Genomic DNA, 22038 nt, shown 5'->3' on the forward strand with positions numbered 1-22038 from the left:
TGAGCGAAGCGCCGGATTGCGCTTCGCTCCCTCATCAATACGTTATGCAGTCATTCTGTAGATACTGATATACGAAGCGCCATCCGATTGCTGACGAAACATTATGGCGTGATGCTTTTTACATTCTCAACCCGGACATCCATCCGGGGGTAAGGAATATTGATGCCATTTTCATCCATTGCTTCCTTGATATTTTCCAGAAGATCGTAGTAAGTACTCCAGTACTGAGCGTTGGGCACCCATACGCGAACATAGAAATTCAGGCTAGAGGGCGCAAGTTCGCCCAGGCGGACCGTAATATCGCGGGTTTTATCAATGCGATGATCTTGTTCAATAATACGATGTATCACGCTTTTTACGTCAGCAATACGGCTTTGGTAATCCACGCCAATAATCAGATCAATACGTCGATAGGGGTGTCGTGAATAGTTGATAATATTATCAGCAATAATTTTACCATTCGGGATGACAACTTCTTTGCTATCCGCAGTGAGCAGAGTGGTGGAGAAAATATGGACCTTTTCTACTGTGCCGATAACCAGGCCAATTTGTACAATTTCCCCGGCGCGGAAAGGACGCAGGGAGACAAGCAGTACGCCTGCGGCAAAGTTGGAAAGTGACCCTTGCAACGCCAGACCAATGGCTAAACCCGCCGCGCCGATAACGGCAATAATTGAGGAGGTTTCTATACCGATACGGCCAAGAGCGGCTACTGCCGTGAAAGCTATCGTGATGTAGCGAACCAGCGCGGAGAAAAAGTGGACAATAGTGGCATCCACTTGCCGCCTGAGAAGTAATTTTTCCAGCCCCCTCGATAGTAAGCGAGCTATTAACTTACCGATGAAAAGTAGAATGATGGCGGCAACAACATTCCAGCCAAAATGAATTACCGAGTCACTGTGCTCGGCCATCCATTTGATCGCGCCTTTAATTTTTGGAAATAACTCAAAACCTTCCATGTTTATCCTCTGTCAGCAGTATCCGCGGTATTAGCGGTAATAAAACGGTTCATTTTTGCCTGGATAATCGCCGCGCCGACGGGTGGTAGCAGTAACGCCCAGAATAGTGTCCAGCCGGTTCGTATTCCGCCATCTTCGTTTTTATTCGCCAGCAGATCGCGGATTTCGTCGCTAAGCGTCAGACACAATATGGCTGTGCCAAACGGCATAATGGCTGACAGCCATCCCGCGCCACATGCGGTCATGAGTCGGGGCGAAGGCGCCACAAATTGCATTTCCCGGTGAATTCTGAAGAACCAATAAATAATATAAAATGGAATGAAAAAGGCCAATAATGCGACGACAACGGGTTCTGCGCACTCAGGTCGCTGGGTTGATGAGAACCTTTTGGGCGGTGCAATATAGAAAAGTTCTTTTTTGAGCGGTAATAGTAGCAAAAGCGCGATAACCGCTAAAGTAATTACGATTATTCCTATATAAGGAATTGAGTATATAAATATAGACAGATAGCCAGCGATGATAAATTTGAACAGTAAGCAGAGGCTAAATAAAATAACAAATGTCTGAGCACTGCCGATAGCGCTGAAAAGCAGCATGGGGACTAACAGCGTTACGATCCCCATACCCAGATTAATTAAAAACTGCGCTATGATAAGCCTGACTACGTCAGACGGGCCATTTATGCAGAAGGAACAGACCACGCCAATGATTAACAGGAGCGCAACAAAGTAGAAGGGGTAACAATTTTTTATACGGCAGACAAACCAGCTGGCAACCATACCCAGGAGGTATCCCAGTTGGCCGCCAACGAGAATAACACCAATACGATCGGCTGGAATAGACAGTGATTTACTCCAAAAATAAACACCATACGACGATCCCAGCGAACTGATAAAAGAGAGCACCAAAAAGAAAAAAGTGATCCCCCAGAATCGATAGCTACTCAGGAGATCGGCGCAGGTCCATTTTTTATCTGACATTGACGGTAAAGTAATTTCCATATTTATCCCTTGTTTTCCATAGAAAATAAGAATGTATAGAACTATTTAAATTGATAATAAATATTGATTATGTGAATAACGTTTATAGCCAATTTTAACTTAAAACGAAGGGCCATTTTATCAAATAGTTCTATTCTTTTTCAGCGTATAAAAGTAGGATGTGAGGTGATTAAATCTATAGCGCCTTCTGAATGATAATCTGTGATTTTTTATGCGTGGCATTACATCATTGGGTTAAATGTGATTCCATTGTGAGTTATATTTTTCCGTCAGCAAATACAGAATTTGCGTGACGCGTTTGGCGGAATAGTGGGCGCTTTGCTGGAGTTCAGGTTGTTGCCATAGCCAGGTAACAAAGCGGCGACTGGCCGCCAGATTAACGGCGACACCTTGTTCTAAGTGGGAACCAGTTAACGAACAGACCATTTTGCGGTTGTGACCTTGCCCCCAGAGTTGCCACTGATTTTGCCACCATCCCTGCCATGTTTTGCCTAACAGTTGCCACTCTGCGCGGCAATCGTCATCGTTTATCTCTTCCTCAACGAACCACAGCGAGGAGAGACGCTGGCGAAACCGCTCCGCCCATGCCGTAATGACCGCGCCGCGCAAAAAACACTCATGGGCAATGATGTGTGTCGTGACATCAGGAAAGCGGTTTTTCAGCACCCGAAAATGACCATGCGCCGTAATGACCGGGCGAAGTATTGTCCCTTGCGCGTTCCGTTTAAGCGCCGCCGAGCCATACTGAATCTCATCGAACTGGCTGCGCTGTAAAAATTGCCGTTCTTTAATGGCGATACGGTGGATAATATCGCCATCCTCATCCTCGGGCGGCGCAATTCCTTTCCAGTGGTAATGCAAACTCTTTCCGGCAGAAAGTAACGTGAAATTGCTGGAAAGGTGAAGAACCTTGCCGCGAACAGCGTCAAAACTGAATAAAAAATACAATTGCTGGAAGGCATTCGCTCCCTGAAACGGTACGAGCAGCGGAATACTGCAAATCTGTTCCGGCGTTTCGGCGACATTCAGCGCGTGCTGTTTTGGCGTCCAGACCTTCTTACAGTACTGGCACTGAAGTCGCTGCGTTCCGCCGGGATTACGTCCATAACGAATCCATGTTTTTTGATAGCAGTCGGGGCAAAAGTGACCATGCTCTTTGGCATACTGCGCGATATAAGCAGACGCCCAGCGGCGAAATTCCACCTCGTTGAAGAGCGGCGGATAACTGCCGCAGGCTCGACAATGCAATGCCGGATAACCCAGGCGATAGTCCGGCCACACATAATCCGGCGAGTCAGGCAGCCCAAGATTGCGACAACCAGCGCTTTTGCAGGCATTAATGGTGAACAGAGGCGGCATACATTTTACCAACGATTTTGGCAGGTCGTTGATTCTGCCTTCATAAAACGGTACGCGGGTGTGAGGACTCTCACATAAAAAAACCTTTCAGAACGTAACGTAGCGAATCTTTATATGACTGAAAGGGACTTATTTATGAAAGTAAAACTGCTTGCTGCCGGTATTTTTTTCACGCTGCCGTTCTGGGCCTGCGCCAAAGATGTCACCATTATTTACACCAACGATCTACACGCTCATGTGGAGCCTTATAAAGTGCCGTGGATTGCTGACGGTAAACGCGATATTGGCGGTTGGGCCAATATCACTACGCTGGTGAAGCAGGAAAAAGCCAAAAATAAGGCGACGTGGTTTTTTGATGCCGGAGATTACTTTACCGGACCGTATATCAGCAGCCTGACGAAGGGTAAAGCGATTATCGATATTTTGAATACCATGCAGTATGACGCTGCCACTATCGGTAATCATGAGTTCGATCATGGCTGGGACAATACATTGTTGCAACTGAGCCGGGCAAAATTCCCTATCGTGCAGGGCAATATTTTTTATGAGGACAGCAGTAAATCCTTCTGGGATAAGCCGTACACCATTGTTGAAAAAGATGGCGTCAAGATTGGCGTAATCGGCTTACACGGTGTCTTTGCTTTTAATGATACGGTATCCGCCGCGACGCGCGTGGGCATTGAGGCACGCGATGAAATTAAGTGGCTGCAACGTTACATTGATGAACTTAAAGGTAAAGTCGATCTGACCGTCGCGCTGATCCACGAAGGCACCCCGGCCCGCCAGTCCAGCATGGGGAATACCGATGTGCGACGCGCGCTGGATAAAGATATTCAGACCGCAAGTCAGGTAAAAGGGCTGGATATTTTGATTACCGGCCACGCGCATGTCGGTACGCCAGAACCGATTAAAGTCGGCAATACGCTGATCCTCTCAACGGACAGCGGCGGTATTGATGTCGGCAAACTGGTGCTGGATTACAAAGAGAAACCACACCACTTTACGGTGAAGAACTTCGAGCTGAAGACCATTTTTGCTGATGAGTGGAAGCCCGATCCGCAAACGAAACAGGTGATCGACGGCTGGAATAAAAAGCTCGATAAAGTCGTGCAGCAGACGGTGGCGCAGTCGCCGGTTGAGCTGACCCGCGCGTATGGCGAATCGTCGTCGCTGGGGAATCTGGCGGCGGATGCGCTGCTTTTTACGGCGGGGAAAGACACCCAGTTAGCGCTTACTAACTCTGGCGGTATCCGCAACGAAATCCCGGCTGGCGCGGTGACGATGGGTGCGGTAATCAGTACCTTCCCGTTCCCTAATGAACTGGTCACGATGGATTTAACCGGTAAACAATTGCGCAGCCTGATGGAGCATGGCGCTGGATTAAGCAACGGCGTATTGCAGGTGTCTAAAGGGCTGGAGATGAAGTATGACAGCAGCAAACCTGTCGGCCAGCGGGTTACCGTGCTGACGCTCAATGGCAAGCCGATTGACGATGCTACGGTTTATCACATTGCCACCAACAGCTTCCTTGCCGACGGCGGCGATGGTTTTGCGGCATTCACGGAAGGCCAGGCGCGGAATACCTCCGGCGGCTACTATGTGTCGAATGCGATAGTTGATTACTTTAAGGCGGGCAACACCATCACGGATGAGCAGCTCAAAGGAATGCGCGTTGCGGATGTGAAGAAGTAATTTCCCCTGCCGCGGCGCGTTCAGTGCCGCGGCGTGACATGAAGAAAATTCATCTTTGCTGAATATTCCTCATTCTTTAGCGTGATTTTTCAGTTGACGTCCTTCTGCTTTTCCGTCATTTTTACATCTGGACGTCTAAACGGATAGATGTTTACAACACAACAAATAATAACATGCGATTGATGAGGTAAGGTATGAGCTTTTTTCACGCCAACCAGCGGGAAGCCCTGAATCAGAGCCTGGCGGAAGTACAGGGTCAGATTAACGTTTCGTTTGAATTTTTCCCGCCGCGCACCAGTGAAATGGAGCAAACCCTGTGGAACTCCATCGATCGCCTGAGCAGTCTGAAACCGAAGTTTGTTTCGGTAACGTATGGCGCCAACTCCGGGGAACGCGACCGCACTCATAGCGTTATTAAAGGCATTAAAGAGCGTACTGGGCTTGAGGCCGCGCCGCACCTTACCTGTATTGACGCCACGCGCGATGAACTGCGCACCATCGCCCGCGACTACTGGAATAACGGTATCCGCCACATTGTCGCTTTGCGCGGTGATTTGCCGCCGGGCAGCGGTAAGCCGGAGATGTACGCCGCCGATCTGGTTGGTTTGCTCAAAGAGGTGGCCGATTTCGATATTTCAGTAGCGGCCTATCCGGAGGTACATCCGGAAGCGAAAAGCGCGCAGGCCGATCTGCTTAATCTGAAGCGTAAAGTGGATGCTGGCGCTAACCGCGCGATAACCCAATTTTTCTTCGATGTGGAAAGCTACCTGCGTTTTCGCGACCGCTGTGTTTCTGCCGGTATCGACGTAGAAATTATTCCCGGCATTTTACCGGTGTCTAACTTTAAACAGGCGAAAAAATTTGCCGATATGACCAATGTCCGCATTCCGTCCTGGATGTCACTGATGTTTGAGGGGCTGGATGATGACGCGGAAACCCGCAAGCTGGTGGGCGCTAACATTGCGATGGACATGGTGAAAATTTTAAGCCGCGAAGGAGTGAAGGATTTCCACTTCTACACGTTGAATCGTGCGGAAATGAGTTATGCCATTTGCCACACGCTGGGCGTAAGACCGGGTTTATAACCTCCAGCTCCCTGCCGGGAGCTTTATTACAACTCATATTGATCTACATCTCTGTAACTAAAAATATAAAAGGTATTAGCTATCGAATCTGTGGATTAATTCAACTATATCTATTTGCTCCTGGTGTATATCGTAACGGTAACACTTTAAAAGGGAGCTGAGATATGAGCACGACCGACGATACCCATAACACGTTATCCACTGGAAAATGTCCTTTCCATCAGGGGGGGCATGACCGAAGCGCAGGCGCAGGGACAGCCAGCCGCGACTGGTGGCCGAACCAGCTTCGCGTGGATCTTTTGAATCAACATTCCAACCGTTCTAACCCGCTGGGCGAAGACTTTGACTACCGCAAAGAGTTTAGCAAGTTAGACTACTCCGCCCTGAAAGGGGATCTCAAGGCGCTGCTGACCGATTCACAACCGTGGTGGCCCGCCGACTGGGGCAGCTATGTCGGTTTGTTTATTCGTATGGCCTGGCATGGCGCTGGCACCTACCGTTCTATTGATGGTCGTGGCGGCGCGGGTCGTGGTCAACAGCGTTTTGCGCCGCTTAACTCCTGGCCGGATAACGTCAGCCTGGATAAGGCGCGTCGTTTGTTGTGGCCGATTAAGCAGAAATATGGCCAGAAAATTTCCTGGGCTGACCTGTTTATTCTGGCGGGTAACGTGGCGCTGGAAAACTCCGGCTTCCGTACCTTCGGTTTTGGCGCCGGGCGTGAAGATGTCTGGGAACCGGATCTGGATGTGAACTGGGGCGATGAAAAAGCCTGGTTGACTCACCGACACCCTGAAGCGCTGGCAAAAGCGCCGCTGGGCGCGACCGAGATGGGCCTTATCTACGTTAACCCGGAAGGGCCGGATCACAGCGGCGAACCACTTTCTGCCGCCGCCGCTATTCGCGCTACCTTTGGCAATATGGGGATGAACGACGAAGAAACCGTGGCGTTGATCGCTGGCGGGCATACCCTCGGTAAAACCCACGGCGCGGCAGCGGCATCCCATGTAGGGGCCGATCCGGAAGCCGCGCCGATTGAAGCGCAGGGCTTAGGTTGGGCCAGCAGCTATGGTAGCGGCGTTGGCGCGGATGCTATCACCTCCGGGCTGGAAGTGGTCTGGACGCAGACGCCGACCCAGTGGAGCAACTATTTCTTCGAGAACCTGTTCAAATATGAGTGGGTACAAACCCGTAGTCCGGCTGGCGCTATCCAGTTTGAAGCGGTAGACGCGCCGGATATCATCCCGGACCCGTTCGATCCGTCGAAAAAACGTAAGCCAACCATGCTGGTCACCGACCTGACGCTGCGTTTTGATCCGGAGTTCGAGAAGATTTCCCGCCGTTTCCTTAACGATCCGCAGGCCTTTAATGAAGCCTTTGCTCGTGCCTGGTTCAAACTGACGCACAGAGATATGGGACCAAAAGCGCGTTACATCGGACCGGAAGTCCCGAAAGAAGATCTGATCTGGCAGGACCCGTTGCCGCAACCGCTCTATCAGCCAACGCAGGAAGACATCATCAACCTGAAAGCGGCGATCGCTGCATCCGGGCTTTCTATTAGCGAGATGGTTTCGGTTGCCTGGGCATCCGCGTCTACTTTCCGCGGCGGTGATAAGCGTGGCGGCGCTAACGGCGCACGTCTGGCATTAGCGCCTCAGCGCGACTGGGATGTCAACGCCGTTGCGGCTCGCGTTCTGCCGGTATTAGAAGCGCTCCAGAAAACGACGAATAAAGCTTCGCTGGCCGATATTATTGTGCTGGCGGGCGTGGTCGGTATCGAGCAGGCGGCCGCTGCTGCGGGTGTCAGCATCAGCGTACCTTTTGCGCCGGGCCGGGTGGATGCGCGTCAGGATCAGACCGACATCGAGATGTTCTCGCTGCTTGAACCGATTGCCGATGGATTCCGTAACTATCGTGCGCGTCTGGATGTGTCGACGACCGAATCGCTGTTGATTGATAAAGCGCAGCAGTTAACGTTGACCGCGCCGGAAATGACGGTACTGGTTGGCGGGATGCGTGTGCTGGGAACCAACTTTGACGGCAGCCAGAACGGTGTCTTTACCGACAGACCGGGCGTGCTCAGCACAGACTTCTTCGCTAATCTGCTGGATATGCGTTACGAGTGGAAACCGACCGACGAATCTAATGAGCTGTTCGAAGGCCGGGATCGTCTGACTGGCGAGGTGAAATACACGGCGACCCGCGCCGATCTGGTGTTTGGTTCCAACTCCGTACTGCGCGCGCTGGCGGAAGTTTACGCGTGTAGCGATGCGCACGAGAAGTTTGTGAAGGACTTCGTCGCGGCATGGGTGAAAGTGATGAACCTGGACCGTTTCGATCTGCAATAATCTGATAGGTTAATTCGTCAGCGGCTGCTATTCGGTAGTCGCTGACGTTTTCCGCGTTTAATGCGAAAAATAACGAAAATGCCCCGTTACTTTCCAGTTAAATAATACATCTTCCTCCTGTGCTCCCGCGCCTATGTTATGCACAACCAGCGGCACCCCTTCAGGCGTGACGTTCAGGGATACCACGCCAATATGCGCAAGGCCGTTATCCAGTCGCCAGGAGACAATATCTCCCGGTTGATAATCGCTATATTTATCTGTCACCGGTAACGCTTTGTTGTGACGCTGGAACCAGGTTTCCAGATTCGGAACGCGGCGATGGTCGATATTGCTGTCCGGGCGTTTCAGCTTCCAGTTATTCGGGTAGGCAGAGAAATGCGCCTGCATGTCTTCATGTACCCGTTTCTGTAAATCAACCTGCTGACTGCGCAGCGCGCGGATGACGACATCTGCACATACGCCACGCTCCAGCGGAAGATCGCCATTCGGATAATCCAGACGAACATAGGCAGCATCATAAAATAGCGTCTTACCTATTTGCGTCCCGGCACTTTGGGCGATTGCAGCATTAGTTTGCGCCTGAACGGTTATTGGTCTGGTATCAGAGCGTGGCGAATGATGAGAGATATGGCTAATAAAAAAAGCAGCAAGAATACCGATAAGCGCCTGTGCGAATTTCATCTTCTTCGTCCGTGAAGTGTGTCAGTACGTCATTTGACTTTCCGCGGAGAGAATGGTGCGTGATAAAAAAGTCTATTTCAGGACAAAATGGACTGATTCCAGGCTATGGAATACCTGATGATGGCGCTTCGCTTACCCGGCCTGGATGATTGGATAACAAAGCCAGATAAGGCGCCTGTGTCGATATTCAGCAAATGAATTCTGTTGGGTCAGCAAGCTGAAATACTCCTGACTATCGTCAGGAGTATTGCTCAGACCTTATTCCCATTCCTGCAAGAAGCGTTGACCGTACTGGTCGGCGACCAGCAGCGCGGCGTACACTTCATCCGGCGTTGCGCCGCCAGGCATGTTATGAATAGTTTCACCTTCTGCGCAGGAGGCTTCCGCGACGGTGCGCATCTTGGCCGGGATATCCTGTTTAATATCCAGTTGCGCCAGCGTAATCGGCAGGCCAACGGAATGGCACAGCGCCGCAACGGTTTCGATTTCTTCGACCGGCGCGTTTTCCAGCACCAGTTGCGTCAGCGTACCGAAAGCGACCTTCTCACCGTGATAATAGTGGTGCGCATCCGGAATCGCCGTTAAACCGTTATGAATCGCGTGCGCTGCGGCCAGACCGCCGCTTTCAAAACCGACCCCGCTCAGGTAGGTGTTGGCTTCGATGACGCGTTCCAGCGCTGGCGTGACGACGTGCTGTTCGGCGGCCAACATGGCTTTTTCGCCTTCTTCGATCAGCGTGTTATAGCATAGCTCCGCCAGCGCCAGCGCGGCCTGTGTACACTTGCCGCCTGCCATTGTGGTGGCGCCGCTGCGTGAGCAGGCGCGCGCTTCAAACCAGGTCGCCAGCGCATCGCCGATACCGGCTGCCAGCAGACGCGCCGGCGCGCCCGCCACTATTTGCGTATCGACAATGACCATATTCGGGTTATGCGGCAGCAGCAGATAACGGTCAAACTCACCGGCATCGGTATAAATAACCGAGAGCGCGCTGCACGGTGCGTCGGTAGAGGCGATGGTCGGCGCGATAGCGACCGGGACGTTCATAAAGTGCGCCAGCGCTTTGGCAGTATCCAGCGTTTTACCGCCGCCGATACCCAGTACGGCGCCACACTGACTTTTTTCGGCGACGGCGCGCAGCCTGTCGATCTCATTTTGCGAACATTCGCCGCCAAACGGGGCGATTTCTACTGACAAACCGGCATCCGTCAGGCTTTTGCGCAGAGTCTCTTCGGCAAATCCCAGCACGAATTTATCGCCCACAACCAGCCAGTTGTTCGCCATTGGTTTTAAATAATCGCCAAGACGCGCGATGACGTTTGCACCCTGAATATACTTACCTGGTGACTGAATAATGCGATCCATACATTTCTCTCCTACAGGTTCAGATTACCAAAAGCGTTTTTCCAGTCTTGCTCAAACTTCTCTATTGCTGACTCTACCGCAGGCGTATTGAGCATTTGTTGCGCTACATCTAAAGGAAGGGTAATCGCCTGGCAACCTGCCAGTAAGCAATCCAGCGCCTGCCGCGGCGTTTTAAAGCTGGCCGCCAGCACCATGCTGTCGGGCGCGTGATGCTCCAGTAACGTTTGCAGCTCCTGAACCATACGAATGCCATCGCCGCCCTGCGCATCAACGCGGTTGACGTAGGGAGCGACATATTTTGCGCCCGCCAGCGCCGCCAGCAGGCCCTGCGACGCGCTGTAGACGGCGGTGCCCAGCGTCACGATGCCTTCTTTTTTCAGCAATTTAATCGCTGCAAGACCTTCGGCGGTCACCGGAATTTTCACCACAATGCCGGGGATGGCGTTATTCAGTCGTTTGGCTTCTTCCACCATCCCTTTCGCGTCGCGGCTCATGGTCTGCGCAAATAAAGTGCCTTCTTCGCCGATGGCGTTTTGCAGCCTGGGTAGCACATCCCAGATAGATTCTTTGCTGGCTGCCACAATGCTTGGATTGGTGGTGACGCCGGCAATCGGGAAAATGCGCGCCAGACGTTCAACTTCCGCCACGTTAGCGGTATCCAGATAGAGTTCCATAGTCTTTCTCTTCGTGAGTTTTCGTTATGGACAGGATAAAGGAGCGTGCCCCGGATGCGCTATGTGACAAATCTGCCAAAAACTGGACAAATGTGATGCTCTTGGTAAAGTGTGATTTACTTCACAAGTTGGTGATGGTTAACGTATAACGTGCTGTTGTATGCCATGTGGGGGAGTGAGGTTTTTGCATTGATATTACAATAATCCAGTAAATGCGCGTTTTATCTACTGTATTCTCTTTATTGGCGTGTGGATTATTTCTCCGTTAGCTGGCTGTGATACTGGCGGCGATACTCCGACGGCGAGCGTTCCGTATTTTTGCGAAACAGGCGGCAGAAATAGTTACTGTCGACAAAACCGCAGCGGTGCGCCACCTCTTTCACTTTCAGGTCATAGCCCTTCAGCAACGTTTTGGCGTGTTCCAGTCGCGTATGGTTCAGGTATTCGTTAAAGCCGATGGCCCCCGTTTTCTGGAACAGGTGCGAGAGGTAATTTGGCGAGATATAAAACGCCTGTGCTACCGATTCACGCGTCAACGGCGCGGCGTAGCGTTCATCAATATACTCCCGAATGGCTTCAAAAAGCGCGCGGCTGCGGGAGGCGGTCTGGATTTGGCTGCCGAGCAGATCGCGGCAATGGCTTAGTAGGCTGGCGACAATCAATCTGGCCGTTTGCTGCTCTTGCGGCTGCATCTGCATCTGCATCTCATTAAGCGTTTGTAACAGGAAAGAGCCGATACGCGGGCCACGGCGCGCAACGTGCTGTTTCGTGAGGTTTTGATGCTGCTGACCATCCCAGTGGACTACGCTGAAACCTAACTGCTGTTTGCCAAACAGAATGCTCAGGGTGGTGACGGGCGTTTGCCACTGCGGGATGTTCCAGCCGCCAGCCGGAACGTAGAGAACATCGCAAGGAATGAGCGGGGCGGTAATGCTCATGTCAGTAAGCTCGCCCTCCAGCACAATCTCCAGCCGCGGAAAATCCACCTGGTACGCCAGCTCCGGCGCTGGGCCGCTGGCGCTGGCAAAATAAATCTGGCGCAGCGGCAGCGGGCCGTTGATGAGACGGGAGAGAAGGTGGCTGACGTCGTGATACATGATAATCCCCTGCCGATCGCAAACAGAGGAAACAGTAACGTCGAAAACCGATGTCCTCAAGCGATTATTGCCGGATGGCGGCGCTTTGCGCCTTATCCGGACTACGGGAGAGAAGAACGCCAGGCCCGATAAGCGTTAGCGTTATCGGGCAACATACAGGCTATTGATTACCGACCTGATCGCCATACGGCAACGTATCATAATCAATCAGCGCGTTTTTCTTATACGGGTTGCCAATCCAGCGCGTGGTCTCTTTGAACTGCGGGTTGGTGATGGAACGCGTCGGGTCGTAGCCATCATAGGTCAGGCCCGCTAAGTCCGACCAGGTATGGATAAGCTCGGAACTGCTGTACTTACGATCGACATCCTGTGAGAAGTCGCGCGGATGCGCCGCCTGCCATTTCTCTGAGGTCCACAGCAGGAACGGCACCGTATACATATGACGGGTTGGCGAATCTTCGTTTCGTCCCTGCGTCTTATGCGGCGGCGTGTCATACACTTCTTCACCGTGATCGGAGAAGTAGAGCAGGAAACCGTTCGGATCGGTCGCTTTATAGTCCTTAATCAGGCTGGCGACAACATAGTCGTTATACAGGTTCGCGTTGTCGTAATCGTTATACGACTCCAGTTCGTCGCTGCTTAATCCCGGCGGAACATGGTCGGTTTTACCATCAAACTTGCCCTGGTTTTCTGGATAGCGGAACTTGTATTTAATATGCGTTCCCAGCAGATGCACAATAATGAATTTTTTCGGCGCCGGGTCGGCTAACACCGCTTTAAACGGCGCCAGCACGTTGCTGTCATATTCGCGCGCGCTTTGAGTGCGCTGCTGGTTCATATAGAACTGCTTATCAGTCTGCTTGGAGAACACGGTCAGCATGGTATTACGCGCCGTCATCGTCTGCTGGTTAGTGATCCAGAAGGTTTTATACCCGGCCTGTTTCATCATATTCATCAGCGATGGCTTCGTCAGATACCAGTCCGGGTTCTTTTCGTCCGCGAACGTTAGCGCCTGTTGCAGGATCTCAATGGTGTACGGTCGCGAAGTTACCACATTATTAAACACGGTCAGCCCGGGGTCGGTTTTATGCAGCGCGTCCAGTTCCGGCGTGGTTTCGCGCGGATAACCGTACAGACTCATACGGCCACGCTGGGTCGATTCGCCAATCACCAGTACCAGTGTGCGCGGCGCATCGCCGGAGTGGTCCTGGAAGTTAGCCAGCGGCGGCAGGGCATCGTTTTCATTCAGCAGTTTATTCAGCGAGGCGAGCTGTAAACGGTACTGATAGTAGCCAGTAATAAATTGCCACGGCGCGGCGGGTTCCATTCGTGACGCCAGGCTATCCAGCGTTTTCTCCATCGACTTATGCTTGATAAAGGTATTCATCGCGATGGGATGGAGGATCAGCCCGTACAGCAGGGCAAACGACACCAGATAACGCCAGGGGGATGGAATATAAACCGGGCGCAGACGTGTCCACAGCAAAATCGCCGCCACCGTATAAGCCAGCGCGACAAGAACAATTTTCAGACTGAAATATTGGCTTAAATATTCGCTGGCTTCATTGGCGTTGGTTTCAAACATCACAAACAGCACGCTTTGCGAGAACTCCTGCCCGTAGATTACGTAATAGCTCAGCGCCGCCAGCGAGGCGGCCCAGAGTACGACGCCAATAACGGCAGCAATAACCCGGATGCGGCCTGGAAACAGAAAGACCGGGATCAGCCACAGTGAGCTGTACAGTAGCGAATCCCGCAGACCGTTTGTCCCGCTGTATCCGGTGAGATAAATAATGGCCTGCAGGAGGGTGGAAAAGAACCAAAAGTAGAGCAGTGCCCAGCCCAGGGCTTTCCAGCTAAACGCGGGTTTAGTCTGGAGTAATGTGGATTGCATAATGAGAGCCTGTCTTTAATCGTAGCGCCAAACGTAACGCCTGAACCTTAAAAGAATCTGAAGCAAACCTGCTTTATGCCGCACGTTTTGCTAAGAAAGATTTACAAATGCATAAAATGCAGACAGGAATATATTGAAAAAATGACGAGGATGACAGCAGTATTTCATGCCGCCCCCACATAACTGCGTGAGGGCGGCTCTCTTTTGGCGTTAGCCGGTGTTGCGCATACCGGCGGCGACGCCCGCAATCGTGACCATCAACGCCTGTTCGACGCGAGGATCGGGCGATTTGCCCTGCTCTTCAGTCAGACGGGAACGATACAGCAACTCGGCCTGCAACACGTTTAATGGATCGGTATAAACGTTTCTTAACTGAATGGACTCCGCAATCCACGGTAAGTCGGCCATCAGGTGCGAATCGTTGGCAATCGCCAGCACCACTTTAATGTCTTCTTCCAGCAGGTCTCGTAGCTCTTTGCCCAGCGGCCATAGCGTTTTCGCCACCAGACGCTGATCGTAATAGTCGGCCAGCCACAGGTCGGCTTTCGAGAATACCATTTCCAGCATCCCAAGACGCGTGGAGAAGAACGGCCAGTCGCGGCACATGGCTTCCAGTTCGCTTTGTTTACCGTCTTCCACCACTTTTTGCAACGCAGTACCCGCGCCCAGCCAGGCTGGCAGCATCAGGCGGTTTTGCGTCCAGGCGAAGATCCACGGAATCGCGCGCAGCGATTCGACGCCGCCAGTTGGACGACGTTTCGCCGGACGTGAGCCGAGCGGCAATTTGCCCAGCTCTTGTTCCGGCGTCGCGGAGCGGAAGTACGGTACAAAGTCTTTATTTTCGCGCACGTAACCGCGGTAGGTTTCACAGGAGATGACGGAAAGCTCATCCATAATATGACGCCAGCTGTCTTTCGGTTCCGGCGGCGGCAGCAGGTTTGCTTCCAGAATTGCGCTGGTGTAGAGCGACAGGCTGCTGACGGTGACTTCCGGCAGGCCGTATTTGAAGCGGATCATCTCGCCCTGCTCGGTCACGCGCAGACCGCCTTTCAGACTGCCTGGCGGTTGCGAAAGCAGCGCCGCGTGGGCTGGCGCGCCGCCACGGCCAATAGAGCCGCCGCGGCCGTGGAAGAGGGTGAGCTCAATGCCAGCTTTTTCACAAGTTTTGATCAGGGCGTCCTGCGCCTGATACTGCGCCCATGACGCGGCCATAACGCCGGCGTCTTTTGCCGAGTCGGAGTAGCCGATCATGACCATCTGCTTACCCTGAATCAGCCCGCGATACCAGTCGATATTCAACAACTGGGTCATCACGTCGTCGGCATTGTTCAGGTCGTCGAGGGTTTCGAACAGCGGCGCGACCGGCATGGCAAAGCCGATACCTGCCTCTTTCAGCAGCAGATGCACAGCCAGCACATCAGACGGCGTTTTCGCCATTGAAATTACGTAGGCGGCGATCGACCCTTTTGGCGCTTCGGCAATAACCTTGCAGGTTTCAAGCACTTCGCGGGTATCGTTGCTCGGCTCCCAGTTACGCGGCAGCAGCGGACGTTTGGAGTTCAGCTCGCGGATCAGGAAGGCCTGCTTGTCGGCTTCCGACCAGCTTTCGTAGTCGCCAATACCAAGGTAGCGGGTAATTTCGCCCAGCGCTTCGGTATGGCGGGTGCTCTCCTGACGGATATCAATGCGCACCAGCGGTACGCCGAAACACTTCACGCGGCGGAGCGTGTCGAGTAACTCGCCGTTGGCGATAATGCCCATGCCGCAGGCCTGTAACGACTGGTAGCAGGCGTACAGAGGTTCCCAGAGCTGCTCGTTTTGCGTCAGCAGGCCAGCCGGTTTGGGCAGCTTCTCGCCTTTCAGACGCGCTTCCAGCCAGGACTGGGTCGCCATCAGACGGGCGCGCAATTTTTTCATCAGATAGCGATACGGCTCAGACGCGCCTTCTTCGCCCACTAACGCCAGCAGCTCCGGCGTGGCGTCGACCATCGACAGTTCTGATACCAGAACATGAATGTCTTTCAGGAACAGATCGGTGGCTTTCCAGCGGCTTAACAAGAGTACGTGGCGGGTGATATCCGCCGTCACGTTCGGGTTGCCGTCACGGTCGCCGCCCATCCAGGAGGTAAAACGTACCGGCACAAAATCCACCGGCAATTTGTAGCCGAGATTTTCTTCCAGCTGTTCGTTCAGTTCACGCAGATAGTTAGGTACGCCCTGCCACAGGCTGTTCTCAACCACGGCGAAGCCCCATTTGGCTTCATCCACCGGGCTTGGACGCTGCTTGCGGATCTCATCCGTATGCCAGGATTGGGCAATCAACTGGCGCAGGCGACGCATTACCTGGTGGCGTTCGTAGTCGGCGATATCGGTATTATCAAGCTGTTTCAGACAGTTGTTGATTTCACCCATCTTGTGAATAAGCGTACGGCGGGTAATTTCTGTCGGATGGGCGGTTAACACCAACTCCAGAGACAGCGACTCTACCGCTTTTTTGATGGTTGCGTCGTTGAGGTCCGGTTGGTTTTTCAGTTTACGCAGAGTACGGGCAATCACTTCCGGGTTGCTGGCGGCTTCGCCTTTTGGCGAAATGCTGTGGTATTGCTCGGCAGTATTGGCCAGGTTCAGGAACTGACTAAACGCGCGCGCAACTGGCAGCAGCTCGTCATTAGACAAATTTTGTAGCGTGGTGAGCAGCTCCTGGCGATTAGCTTCATTGCCGGCGCGTGAAGATTTGGATAGCTTACGGATTGTTTCTACGCGATCAAGAATGTGTTCTCCCAGCGCATCCTTGATGGTTTCTCCCAGCACCTTGCCGAGCATACTGACATTACTACGCAACGCGGAATATTGTTCGTTCATATGACCCCAGACACCCCATCTTTAATGTAATTGCCCTGTCTCTTTCATGCCACAGCGGCAGTGGCTGCGTTCGCCCGTATGCCAGTTCTGCGGAATGGGCTCGTTTGCCGCCTTGCTGTGACGTAAAATTTTTCGGACTTTGCTTTTTAGCCGTCTTTTATAAAGCCACGTAAAACCCGTGGCGTCAATTACTGCGAAATCGGTTCAGCAAACGAAAAAATGGCGGTAATTTATTAAAGTTAATTCGCATCGTGCCAAATAAGAAATGCTTATGAACATGTGGCGTAGAGACGCCGGATGGCGCTGCGCTTATCCGGCCTACAAGACGGGGTAGGCCCGGTAAACATCACGTCACCGGGCAATATGCATTAATGCCAGCAAAAATGGTGTACTACCTGGGTAATCAATTCCCGGGTTGGCTTAATAAAACGCGTTTCGAGATATTCATCCGGCTGATGCGCCTGATTAATTGAGCCCGGACCAAGCACCAGCGTTGGGCATAATGTCTGCATAAACGGCGCTTCAGTACAGTAGTTCACCACGTCGGTTTTTGTTCCCAACAGTTTTTCTACTACTTCAACCAGTTGGTGGTCCGGTGGACACTCGTAACCTGGAATCGGCGGATGTAATTCCGCCACCGTCAGGCGGCCCGGCCAGCGTTCGCTTACCGGGGCCAGCGCGTCGTTAAGCAGTCCATTAAGGTCGTTTAACGTCATGCCCGGCAGTGGACGAATATCCATATGCAATTCGCAGCAGGCGCAGATACGGTTTGAGGCATCGCCGCCGTGGATATGGCCCAGATTCAGCGTTGGATACGGAACGGTAAACGCCTCGTAGTGATACCGCGCTTTCAGCGAGTCACGCAGTTGCATGATATGGCCAATCGCATCGTGCATCAGTTCAATGGCGTTAACCCCACGCGCCGGGTCGCTGGAATGACCGGACTGCCCCAGGACGCGAACGACATTAGAGATATGCCCTTTGTGCGCGCGTATCGGTTGCAACGACGTCGGTTCGCCAATGATCGCGCAGTCCGGACGTAATGCCGTGGTTTCGGAAAAATAACGCGCCCCCGCCATGCTGGTCTCTTCATCGGCGGTCGCCAGAATGTAGAGCGGCTTTTTCAACTTTGTGACGTCAACGTCACGTAGCGCGTCCAGAATAAAAGCGAAGAAGCCTTTCATATCCGCAGTGCCCAGACCATAGAGCTTATTGTCGTGCTCGGTCAGCGTGAACGGGTCGCGCGTCCAGCGTCCGTCATCAAAGGGAACCGTGTCGGTATGGCCGGTCAGCAGCAAACCGCCCGCGCCATGTCCGGTGCTGGCGAGCATATTAAATTTGTTTCGCGTTCCTGGAACCGGTTGAACCTCTACGTTGAAACCAAGATCGCTGAACCAGCCTGCAAGCAAAGTGATTAAAGACGCATTACTTTGATCCAGGGATTCTTCGGTTGCGCTTATCGACGGTGTGGCAATCAGAGCGCGGTAAATCTCGATAAATGGCGGTAAAACGTTTTTCATTGTTGACACACCTCAGGTCATGATAGTATCAATATTCATGCATTAATTATGAATAAAAATACATTAACGTTGAGCATAAAGGAACCCGATGTTGAATACGCTGATTGTAGGCGCTAGCGGTTATGCGGGCGCAGAGCTTGTAAGCTACGTAAATCGCCACCCACATATGACCATAACCGCTTTGACCGTCTCAGCGCAAAGCAATGATGCAGGAAAGTTAATTTCTGATTTACATCCGCAGTTAAAAGGGATTGTCGACCTGCCATTGCAACCGATGTCGGATGTACGTGACTTTAGCGCAGATGTTGATGTGGTGTTCCTGGCGACAGCGCATGAAGTGAGCCACGATCTGGCGCCGCAGTTTTTACAGGCCGGATGCGTCGTATTCGATCTTTCCGGCGCGTTTCGGGTAAACGATCGCGCCTTCTATGAAAAGTACTACGGATTTACTCATCAGTATCCTGAGCTGCTGGAGCAGGCGGTGTACGGTCTGGCGGAGTGGAATGCCGATAAACTGAACACGGCGAATCTGATTGCGGTTCCTGGTTGCTATCCAACCGCAGCGCAGTTGTCGCTAAAACCGCTGATTGACGGCGGGCTTCTGGATCTGACGCAGTGGCCGGTAATTAATGCCACCAGCGGGGTGAGCGGCGCGGGGCGCAAAGCGGCAATATCGAACAGTTTCTGTGAAGTGAGTTTGCAACCGTATGGCGTGTTTACGCATCGTCATCAGCCGGAAATCGCTGCCCATCTGGGCGCGGAGGTCATCTTCACCCCGCATCTGGGGAATTTCCCGCGCGGGATTCTGGAAACCATTACCTGCCGCCTGAAAGCGGGAGTAACCCATGCGCAGGTCGCCGACGTGTTGCAAAAAGCCTATGGCGACAAACCGCTGGTGCGCCTGTATGACAAAGGCGTTCCGGCGTTAAAGAACGTCGTCGGGCTGCCGTTCTGCGATATTGGTTTTGCCGTCCAGGGCGAACATCTGATTGTGGTGGCAACCGAAGACAACTTGTTGAAAGGCGCAGCGGCGCAGGCGGTGCAGTGCGCTAATATTCGTTTTGGCTTCGCTGAAACGCAGTCTCTTATTTAAGGGTGAAATGATGAATCCATTAATTATCAAGCTGGGTGGCGTATTACTGGATAGCGAAGAGGCTCTGGAACGTCTTTTTACCGCGCTGGTCAACTATCGTGAGTCCCATCAGCGTCCGCTGGTGATTGTTCACGGCGGCGGTTGCGTGGTGGATGAGCTGATGAAAGGGCTGAATTTGCCAGTGAAAAAGAAAGACGGCCTGCGCGTGACGCCTGCCGATCAGATTGGCATCATTACCGGCGCGCTGGCGGGAACCGCTAACAAGACTCTGCTGGCCTGGGCGAAGAAACACCATATCGCCTCTGTTGGTCTGTTTCTGGGCGATGGCGACAGCGTAAACGTGACCCAACTCGATGAAGCGTTAGGCCACGTCGGGCTGGCGCAGCCGGGGTCGCCGAAGCTGATTAACATGCTGCTGGAAAACGGCTTTCTGCCGGTGGTCAGCTCCATTGGCGTAACAGAGGACGGCCAGCTGATGAACGTCAACGCCGATCAGGCGGCAACCGCGCTGGCGGCGACGCTGGGGGCCGATCTGATCCTGCTTTCTGACGTGAGCGGTATTCTGGACGGCAAAGGCCAGCGTATCGCCGAAATGACGGCGTCCAAAGCCGAGCAGCTTATCGACCAGGGCATTATTACCGACGGGATGATTGTGAAAGTGAATGCGGCTCTCGATGCTGCGCGGGCGCTGGGTCGCCCGGTGGATATCGCTTCCTGGCGTCATGCGGAGCAACTGCCGGCGCTGTTTAACGGCACGCCGATTGGCACGCGTATTCTGGCTTAACTATTTGTTCGCCCGATGGCGGCTGCGCCTTATCGGGCCTACGTGAACAGAAATTATAGGCCGGATAAGCGTAGCGCCATCCGGCAGTGAAATTCGAAGAATTTAAGGAAGTCTATTATGGCACTTTGGGGTGGGCGTTTTACACAGGCGGCAGACCAGCGGTTTAAACAATTCAATGATTCGTTGCGCTTCGATTACCGTCTGGCGGAGCAGGATATTGTCGGTTCTGTGGCCTGGTCCAAAGCATTGGTCACGGTAGGCGTACTGACTGCCGATGAGCAACGACAGTTGGAAGAAGCGCTGAACGTGCTGCTGGAAGAGGTTCGCGCGAATCCGCAGCAAATCCTGCAAAGCGATGCGGAAGATATCCATAGCTGGGTGGAAGGTAAGCTCATCGACAAAGTGGGTCAGTTGGGTAAAAAGCTGCACACCGGACGCAGCCGTAACGATCAGGTGGCGACGGACCTGAAACTGTGGTGCAAAGAGACGGTGAGGGAACTGCTTACCGCTAACCGCCAGCTACAGAGCGCGCTGGTGGAAACCGCGCAGGCGAACCAGGACGCGGTAATGCCGGGATATACCCATCTGCAACGCGCGCAGCCAGTGACTTTCGCCCACTGGTGTCTCGCGTATGTCGAAATGCTGGCGCGCGATGAAAGCCGCCTGCAGGACACGCTTAAACGTCTGGACGTGAGTCCGCTAGGTTGCGGCGCGTTGGCGGGAACGGCCTATGAAATTGACCGTGAACAATTGGCAGGCTGGCTGGGCTTTGCGTCTGCGACCCGCAACAGCCTGGACAGCGTGTCCGATCGTGACCACGTACTGGAACTGCTTTCTGATGCGGCTATCGGCATGGTGCATCTGTCACGCTTCGCGGAAGATCTGATTTTCTTTAATTCTGGTGAAGCGGGTTTTGTAGAGCTTTCTGACCGCGTGACTTCCGGTTCATCGTTAATGCCGCAGAAGAAAAACCCGGACGCGCTGGAGCTGATTCGCGGTAAGTGCGGTCGCGTACAAGGGGCGCTAACCGGCATGATGATGACTTTAAAAGGTCTGCCGCTGGCGTACAACAAAGATATGCAGGAAGACAAAGAAGGGCTGTTCGATGCGCTCGATACCTGGCTTGACTGCCTGCATATGGCGGCGTTGGTGCTGGACGGTATTCAGGTGAAACGCCCACGTTGTCAGGACGCGGCGCAACAGGGGTATGCCAACGCCACGGAGCTGGCGGATTACCTGGTCGCGAAAGGCGTGCCGTTCCGCGAAGCGCACCATATTGTCGGCGAAGCGGTGGTAGAAGCTATTCGCCAGGGTAAGCCGCTGGAAGCGTTGCCGCTGGCCGATTTACAGAAATTCAGCCGCGTGATTGGCGACGATGTGTATCCGATATTGTCTTTGCAGTCGTGTCTGGATAAACGGGCGGCAAAAGGCGGCGTTTCTCCACAGCAGGTGGCGCAGGCCATCGACGATGCGAAGGCGCGCCTCGCGTTGTAGGCCTTATAAGCGTAGCGCCATCAGGTAATACTGCCCGGCCGAGCATCAGCGACGCCGGGCTTTTTTACGCAAAAAAAAAGCGGACCAGAGGTCCGCAAAAGTTCACGTTGGCTTTAGTTATTTCGGGTTCGAGAGA

The 22038-nt window shown here is 53.0% G+C and carries 16 protein-coding genes; 6 read left to right on the forward strand and 10 right to left on the reverse strand.

Annotated features, from left to right (window positions below):
• Positions 1–101 precede the first annotated feature (101 nt).
• The 3 genes from mscS to ACLJQJ_RS21600 form a co-directional block, all read right to left on the reverse strand.
• Entirely contained in the window at positions 102–959 is an 858-nt protein-coding gene (gene mscS / locus ACLJQJ_RS21590; protein WP_000398244.1) for a small-conductance mechanosensitive channel MscS, read from the reverse strand.
• 2 nt (positions 960–961) lie between these two features.
• The gene (locus ACLJQJ_RS21595) at positions 962–1960 is read right to left on the reverse strand and encodes a hypothetical protein (protein ID WP_022544686.1); all 999 of its coding nucleotides are present in this window, start codon (positions 1958–1960) and stop codon (positions 962–964) included.
• 234 nt (positions 1961–2194) lie between these two features.
• Positions 2195–3319: a hypothetical protein gene (locus ACLJQJ_RS21600; protein WP_063809148.1), complete on the reverse strand. Its 1125-nt coding sequence runs from the start codon at positions 3317–3319 to the stop codon at positions 2195–2197.
• 135 nt (positions 3320–3454) lie between these two features.
• On the opposite strand from ACLJQJ_RS21600, the gene ACLJQJ_RS21605 reads away from it, so the two are divergent.
• The 3 genes from ACLJQJ_RS21605 (at position 3455) to katG (ending at position 8441) form a co-directional block, all read left to right on the forward strand.
• Positions 3455–5011, forward strand: a complete 1557-nt coding sequence (locus tag ACLJQJ_RS21605; RefSeq protein WP_063809147.1) for a bifunctional metallophosphatase/5'-nucleotidase — start codon at positions 3455–3457, stop codon at positions 5009–5011.
• 194 nt (positions 5012–5205) lie between these two features.
• The gene (gene metF / locus ACLJQJ_RS21610) at positions 5206–6096 is read left to right on the forward strand and encodes a methylenetetrahydrofolate reductase (RefSeq protein WP_000007507.1); all 891 of its coding nucleotides are present in this window, start codon (positions 5206–5208) and stop codon (positions 6094–6096) included.
• A 164-nt stretch (positions 6097–6260) separates the two neighbouring features.
• Entirely contained in the window at positions 6261–8441 is a 2181-nt protein-coding gene (katG, locus tag ACLJQJ_RS21615) for a catalase/peroxidase HPI (protein ID WP_000108101.1), read from the forward strand.
• A gap of 57 nt (positions 8442–8498) precedes the next feature.
• Here the strand turns inward: katG and ACLJQJ_RS21620 are convergent, their stop codons facing one another.
• The 7 genes from ACLJQJ_RS21620 to argE all read right to left on the reverse strand — a co-directional run bounded on the left by ACLJQJ_RS21620 (position 8499) and on the right by argE (position 18531).
• Positions 8499–9122, reverse strand: coding sequence for a DUF1287 domain-containing protein (locus ACLJQJ_RS21620; RefSeq protein ID WP_000666688.1), 624 nt, complete (start codon positions 9120–9122; stop codon positions 8499–8501).
• Positions 9123–9380: 258 nt separating this feature from the next.
• On the reverse strand, positions 9381–10484 hold the full coding sequence (locus ACLJQJ_RS21625) for a glycerol dehydrogenase (protein WP_000374031.1): 1104 nt from the start codon (positions 10482–10484) through the stop codon (positions 9381–9383).
• A gap of 11 nt (positions 10485–10495) precedes the next feature.
• Positions 10496–11158: a fructose-6-phosphate aldolase gene (fsa, locus tag ACLJQJ_RS21630; RefSeq protein WP_000424866.1), complete on the reverse strand. Its 663-nt coding sequence runs from the start codon at positions 11156–11158 to the stop codon at positions 10496–10498.
• A gap of 254 nt (positions 11159–11412) precedes the next feature.
• Positions 11413–12255 carry a helix-turn-helix transcriptional regulator gene (locus tag ACLJQJ_RS21635; RefSeq protein WP_063809145.1) on the reverse strand — a complete coding sequence of 281 codons (843 nt, stop codon included), beginning with the start codon at positions 12253–12255 and terminating at the stop codon, positions 11413–11415.
• A 160-nt stretch (positions 12256–12415) separates the two neighbouring features.
• The gene (locus ACLJQJ_RS21640) at positions 12416–14149 is read right to left on the reverse strand and encodes a phosphoethanolamine transferase CptA (protein WP_001192092.1); all 1734 of its coding nucleotides are present in this window, start codon (positions 14147–14149) and stop codon (positions 12416–12418) included.
• Positions 14150–14359: 210 nt separating this feature from the next.
• A complete protein-coding gene (gene ppc, locus ACLJQJ_RS21645; RefSeq protein WP_001005548.1) occupies positions 14360–17011 on the reverse strand; it encodes a phosphoenolpyruvate carboxylase in 2652 nt (883 codons plus the stop codon).
• Positions 17012–17379: 368 nt separating this feature from the next.
• Positions 17380–18531 carry an acetylornithine deacetylase gene (gene argE, locus ACLJQJ_RS21650; RefSeq protein ID WP_000800208.1) on the reverse strand — a complete coding sequence of 384 codons (1152 nt, stop codon included), beginning with the start codon at positions 18529–18531 and terminating at the stop codon, positions 17380–17382.
• Positions 18532–18619: 88 nt separating this feature from the next.
• Here argE and argC point away from each other — a divergent pair, with 88 nt between their 5' ends.
• The 3 genes from argC (at position 18620) to argH (ending at position 21902) form a co-directional block, all read left to right on the forward strand.
• Entirely contained in the window at positions 18620–19624 is a 1005-nt protein-coding gene (gene argC / locus ACLJQJ_RS21655; protein WP_000935332.1) for an N-acetyl-gamma-glutamyl-phosphate reductase, read from the forward strand.
• A gap of 7 nt (positions 19625–19631) precedes the next feature.
• Entirely contained in the window at positions 19632–20408 is a 777-nt protein-coding gene (gene argB / locus ACLJQJ_RS21660; RefSeq protein WP_089082247.1) for an acetylglutamate kinase, read from the forward strand.
• 117 nt (positions 20409–20525) lie between these two features.
• Positions 20526–21902, forward strand: coding sequence for an argininosuccinate lyase (gene argH / locus ACLJQJ_RS21665; RefSeq protein ID WP_010835126.1), 1377 nt, complete (start codon positions 20526–20528; stop codon positions 21900–21902).
• Positions 21903–22038 lie beyond the last annotated feature (136 nt).

This window comes from Salmonella sp. SAL04202, from assembly GCF_046550775.1.
Taxonomy (GTDB): Bacteria; Pseudomonadota; Gammaproteobacteria; order Enterobacterales; family Enterobacteriaceae; genus Salmonella; species Salmonella enterica.

Excerpts from the sequence above, each read along its gene's own strand:
- katG (WP_000108101.1), top strand. The coding sequence starts at position 6,261 with ATGAGCACGACCGACGATACCCATAACACGTTATCCACTGGAAAATGT.
- fsa (WP_000424866.1), bottom strand. The coding sequence starts at position 11,158 with ATGGAACTCTATCTGGATACCGCTAACGTGGCGGAAGTTGAACGTCTG.
- argC (WP_000935332.1), top strand. The coding sequence starts at position 18,620 with ATGTTGAATACGCTGATTGTAGGCGCTAGCGGTTATGCGGGCGCAGAG.
- argH (WP_010835126.1), top strand. The coding sequence starts at position 20,526 with ATGGCACTTTGGGGTGGGCGTTTTACACAGGCGGCAGACCAGCGGTTT.
- metF (WP_000007507.1), top strand. The coding sequence starts at position 5,206 with ATGAGCTTTTTTCACGCCAACCAGCGGGAAGCCCTGAATCAGAGCCTG.
- argE (WP_000800208.1), bottom strand. The coding sequence starts at position 18,531 with ATGAAAAACGTTTTACCGCCATTTATCGAGATTTACCGCGCTCTGATT.
- ACLJQJ_RS21600 (WP_063809148.1), bottom strand. The coding sequence starts at position 3,319 with ATGCCGCCTCTGTTCACCATTAATGCCTGCAAAAGCGCTGGTTGTCGC.
- mscS (WP_000398244.1), bottom strand. The coding sequence starts at position 959 with ATGGAAGGTTTTGAGTTATTTCCAAAAATTAAAGGCGCGATCAAATGG.
- argB (WP_089082247.1), top strand. The coding sequence starts at position 19,632 with ATGATGAATCCATTAATTATCAAGCTGGGTGGCGTATTACTGGATAGC.
- ACLJQJ_RS21595 (WP_022544686.1), bottom strand. The coding sequence starts at position 1,960 with ATGGAAATTACTTTACCGTCAATGTCAGATAAAAAATGGACCTGCGCC.
- ACLJQJ_RS21635 (WP_063809145.1), bottom strand. The coding sequence starts at position 12,255 with ATGTATCACGACGTCAGCCACCTTCTCTCCCGTCTCATCAACGGCCCG.
- ppc (WP_001005548.1), bottom strand. The coding sequence starts at position 17,011 with ATGAACGAACAATATTCCGCGTTGCGTAGTAATGTCAGTATGCTCGGC.
- ACLJQJ_RS21620 (WP_000666688.1), bottom strand. The coding sequence starts at position 9,122 with ATGAAATTCGCACAGGCGCTTATCGGTATTCTTGCTGCTTTTTTTATT.
- ACLJQJ_RS21625 (WP_000374031.1), bottom strand. The coding sequence starts at position 10,484 with ATGGATCGCATTATTCAGTCACCAGGTAAGTATATTCAGGGTGCAAAC.
- ACLJQJ_RS21605 (WP_063809147.1), top strand. The coding sequence starts at position 3,455 with ATGAAAGTAAAACTGCTTGCTGCCGGTATTTTTTTCACGCTGCCGTTC.
- ACLJQJ_RS21640 (WP_001192092.1), bottom strand. The coding sequence starts at position 14,149 with ATGCAATCCACATTACTCCAGACTAAACCCGCGTTTAGCTGGAAAGCC.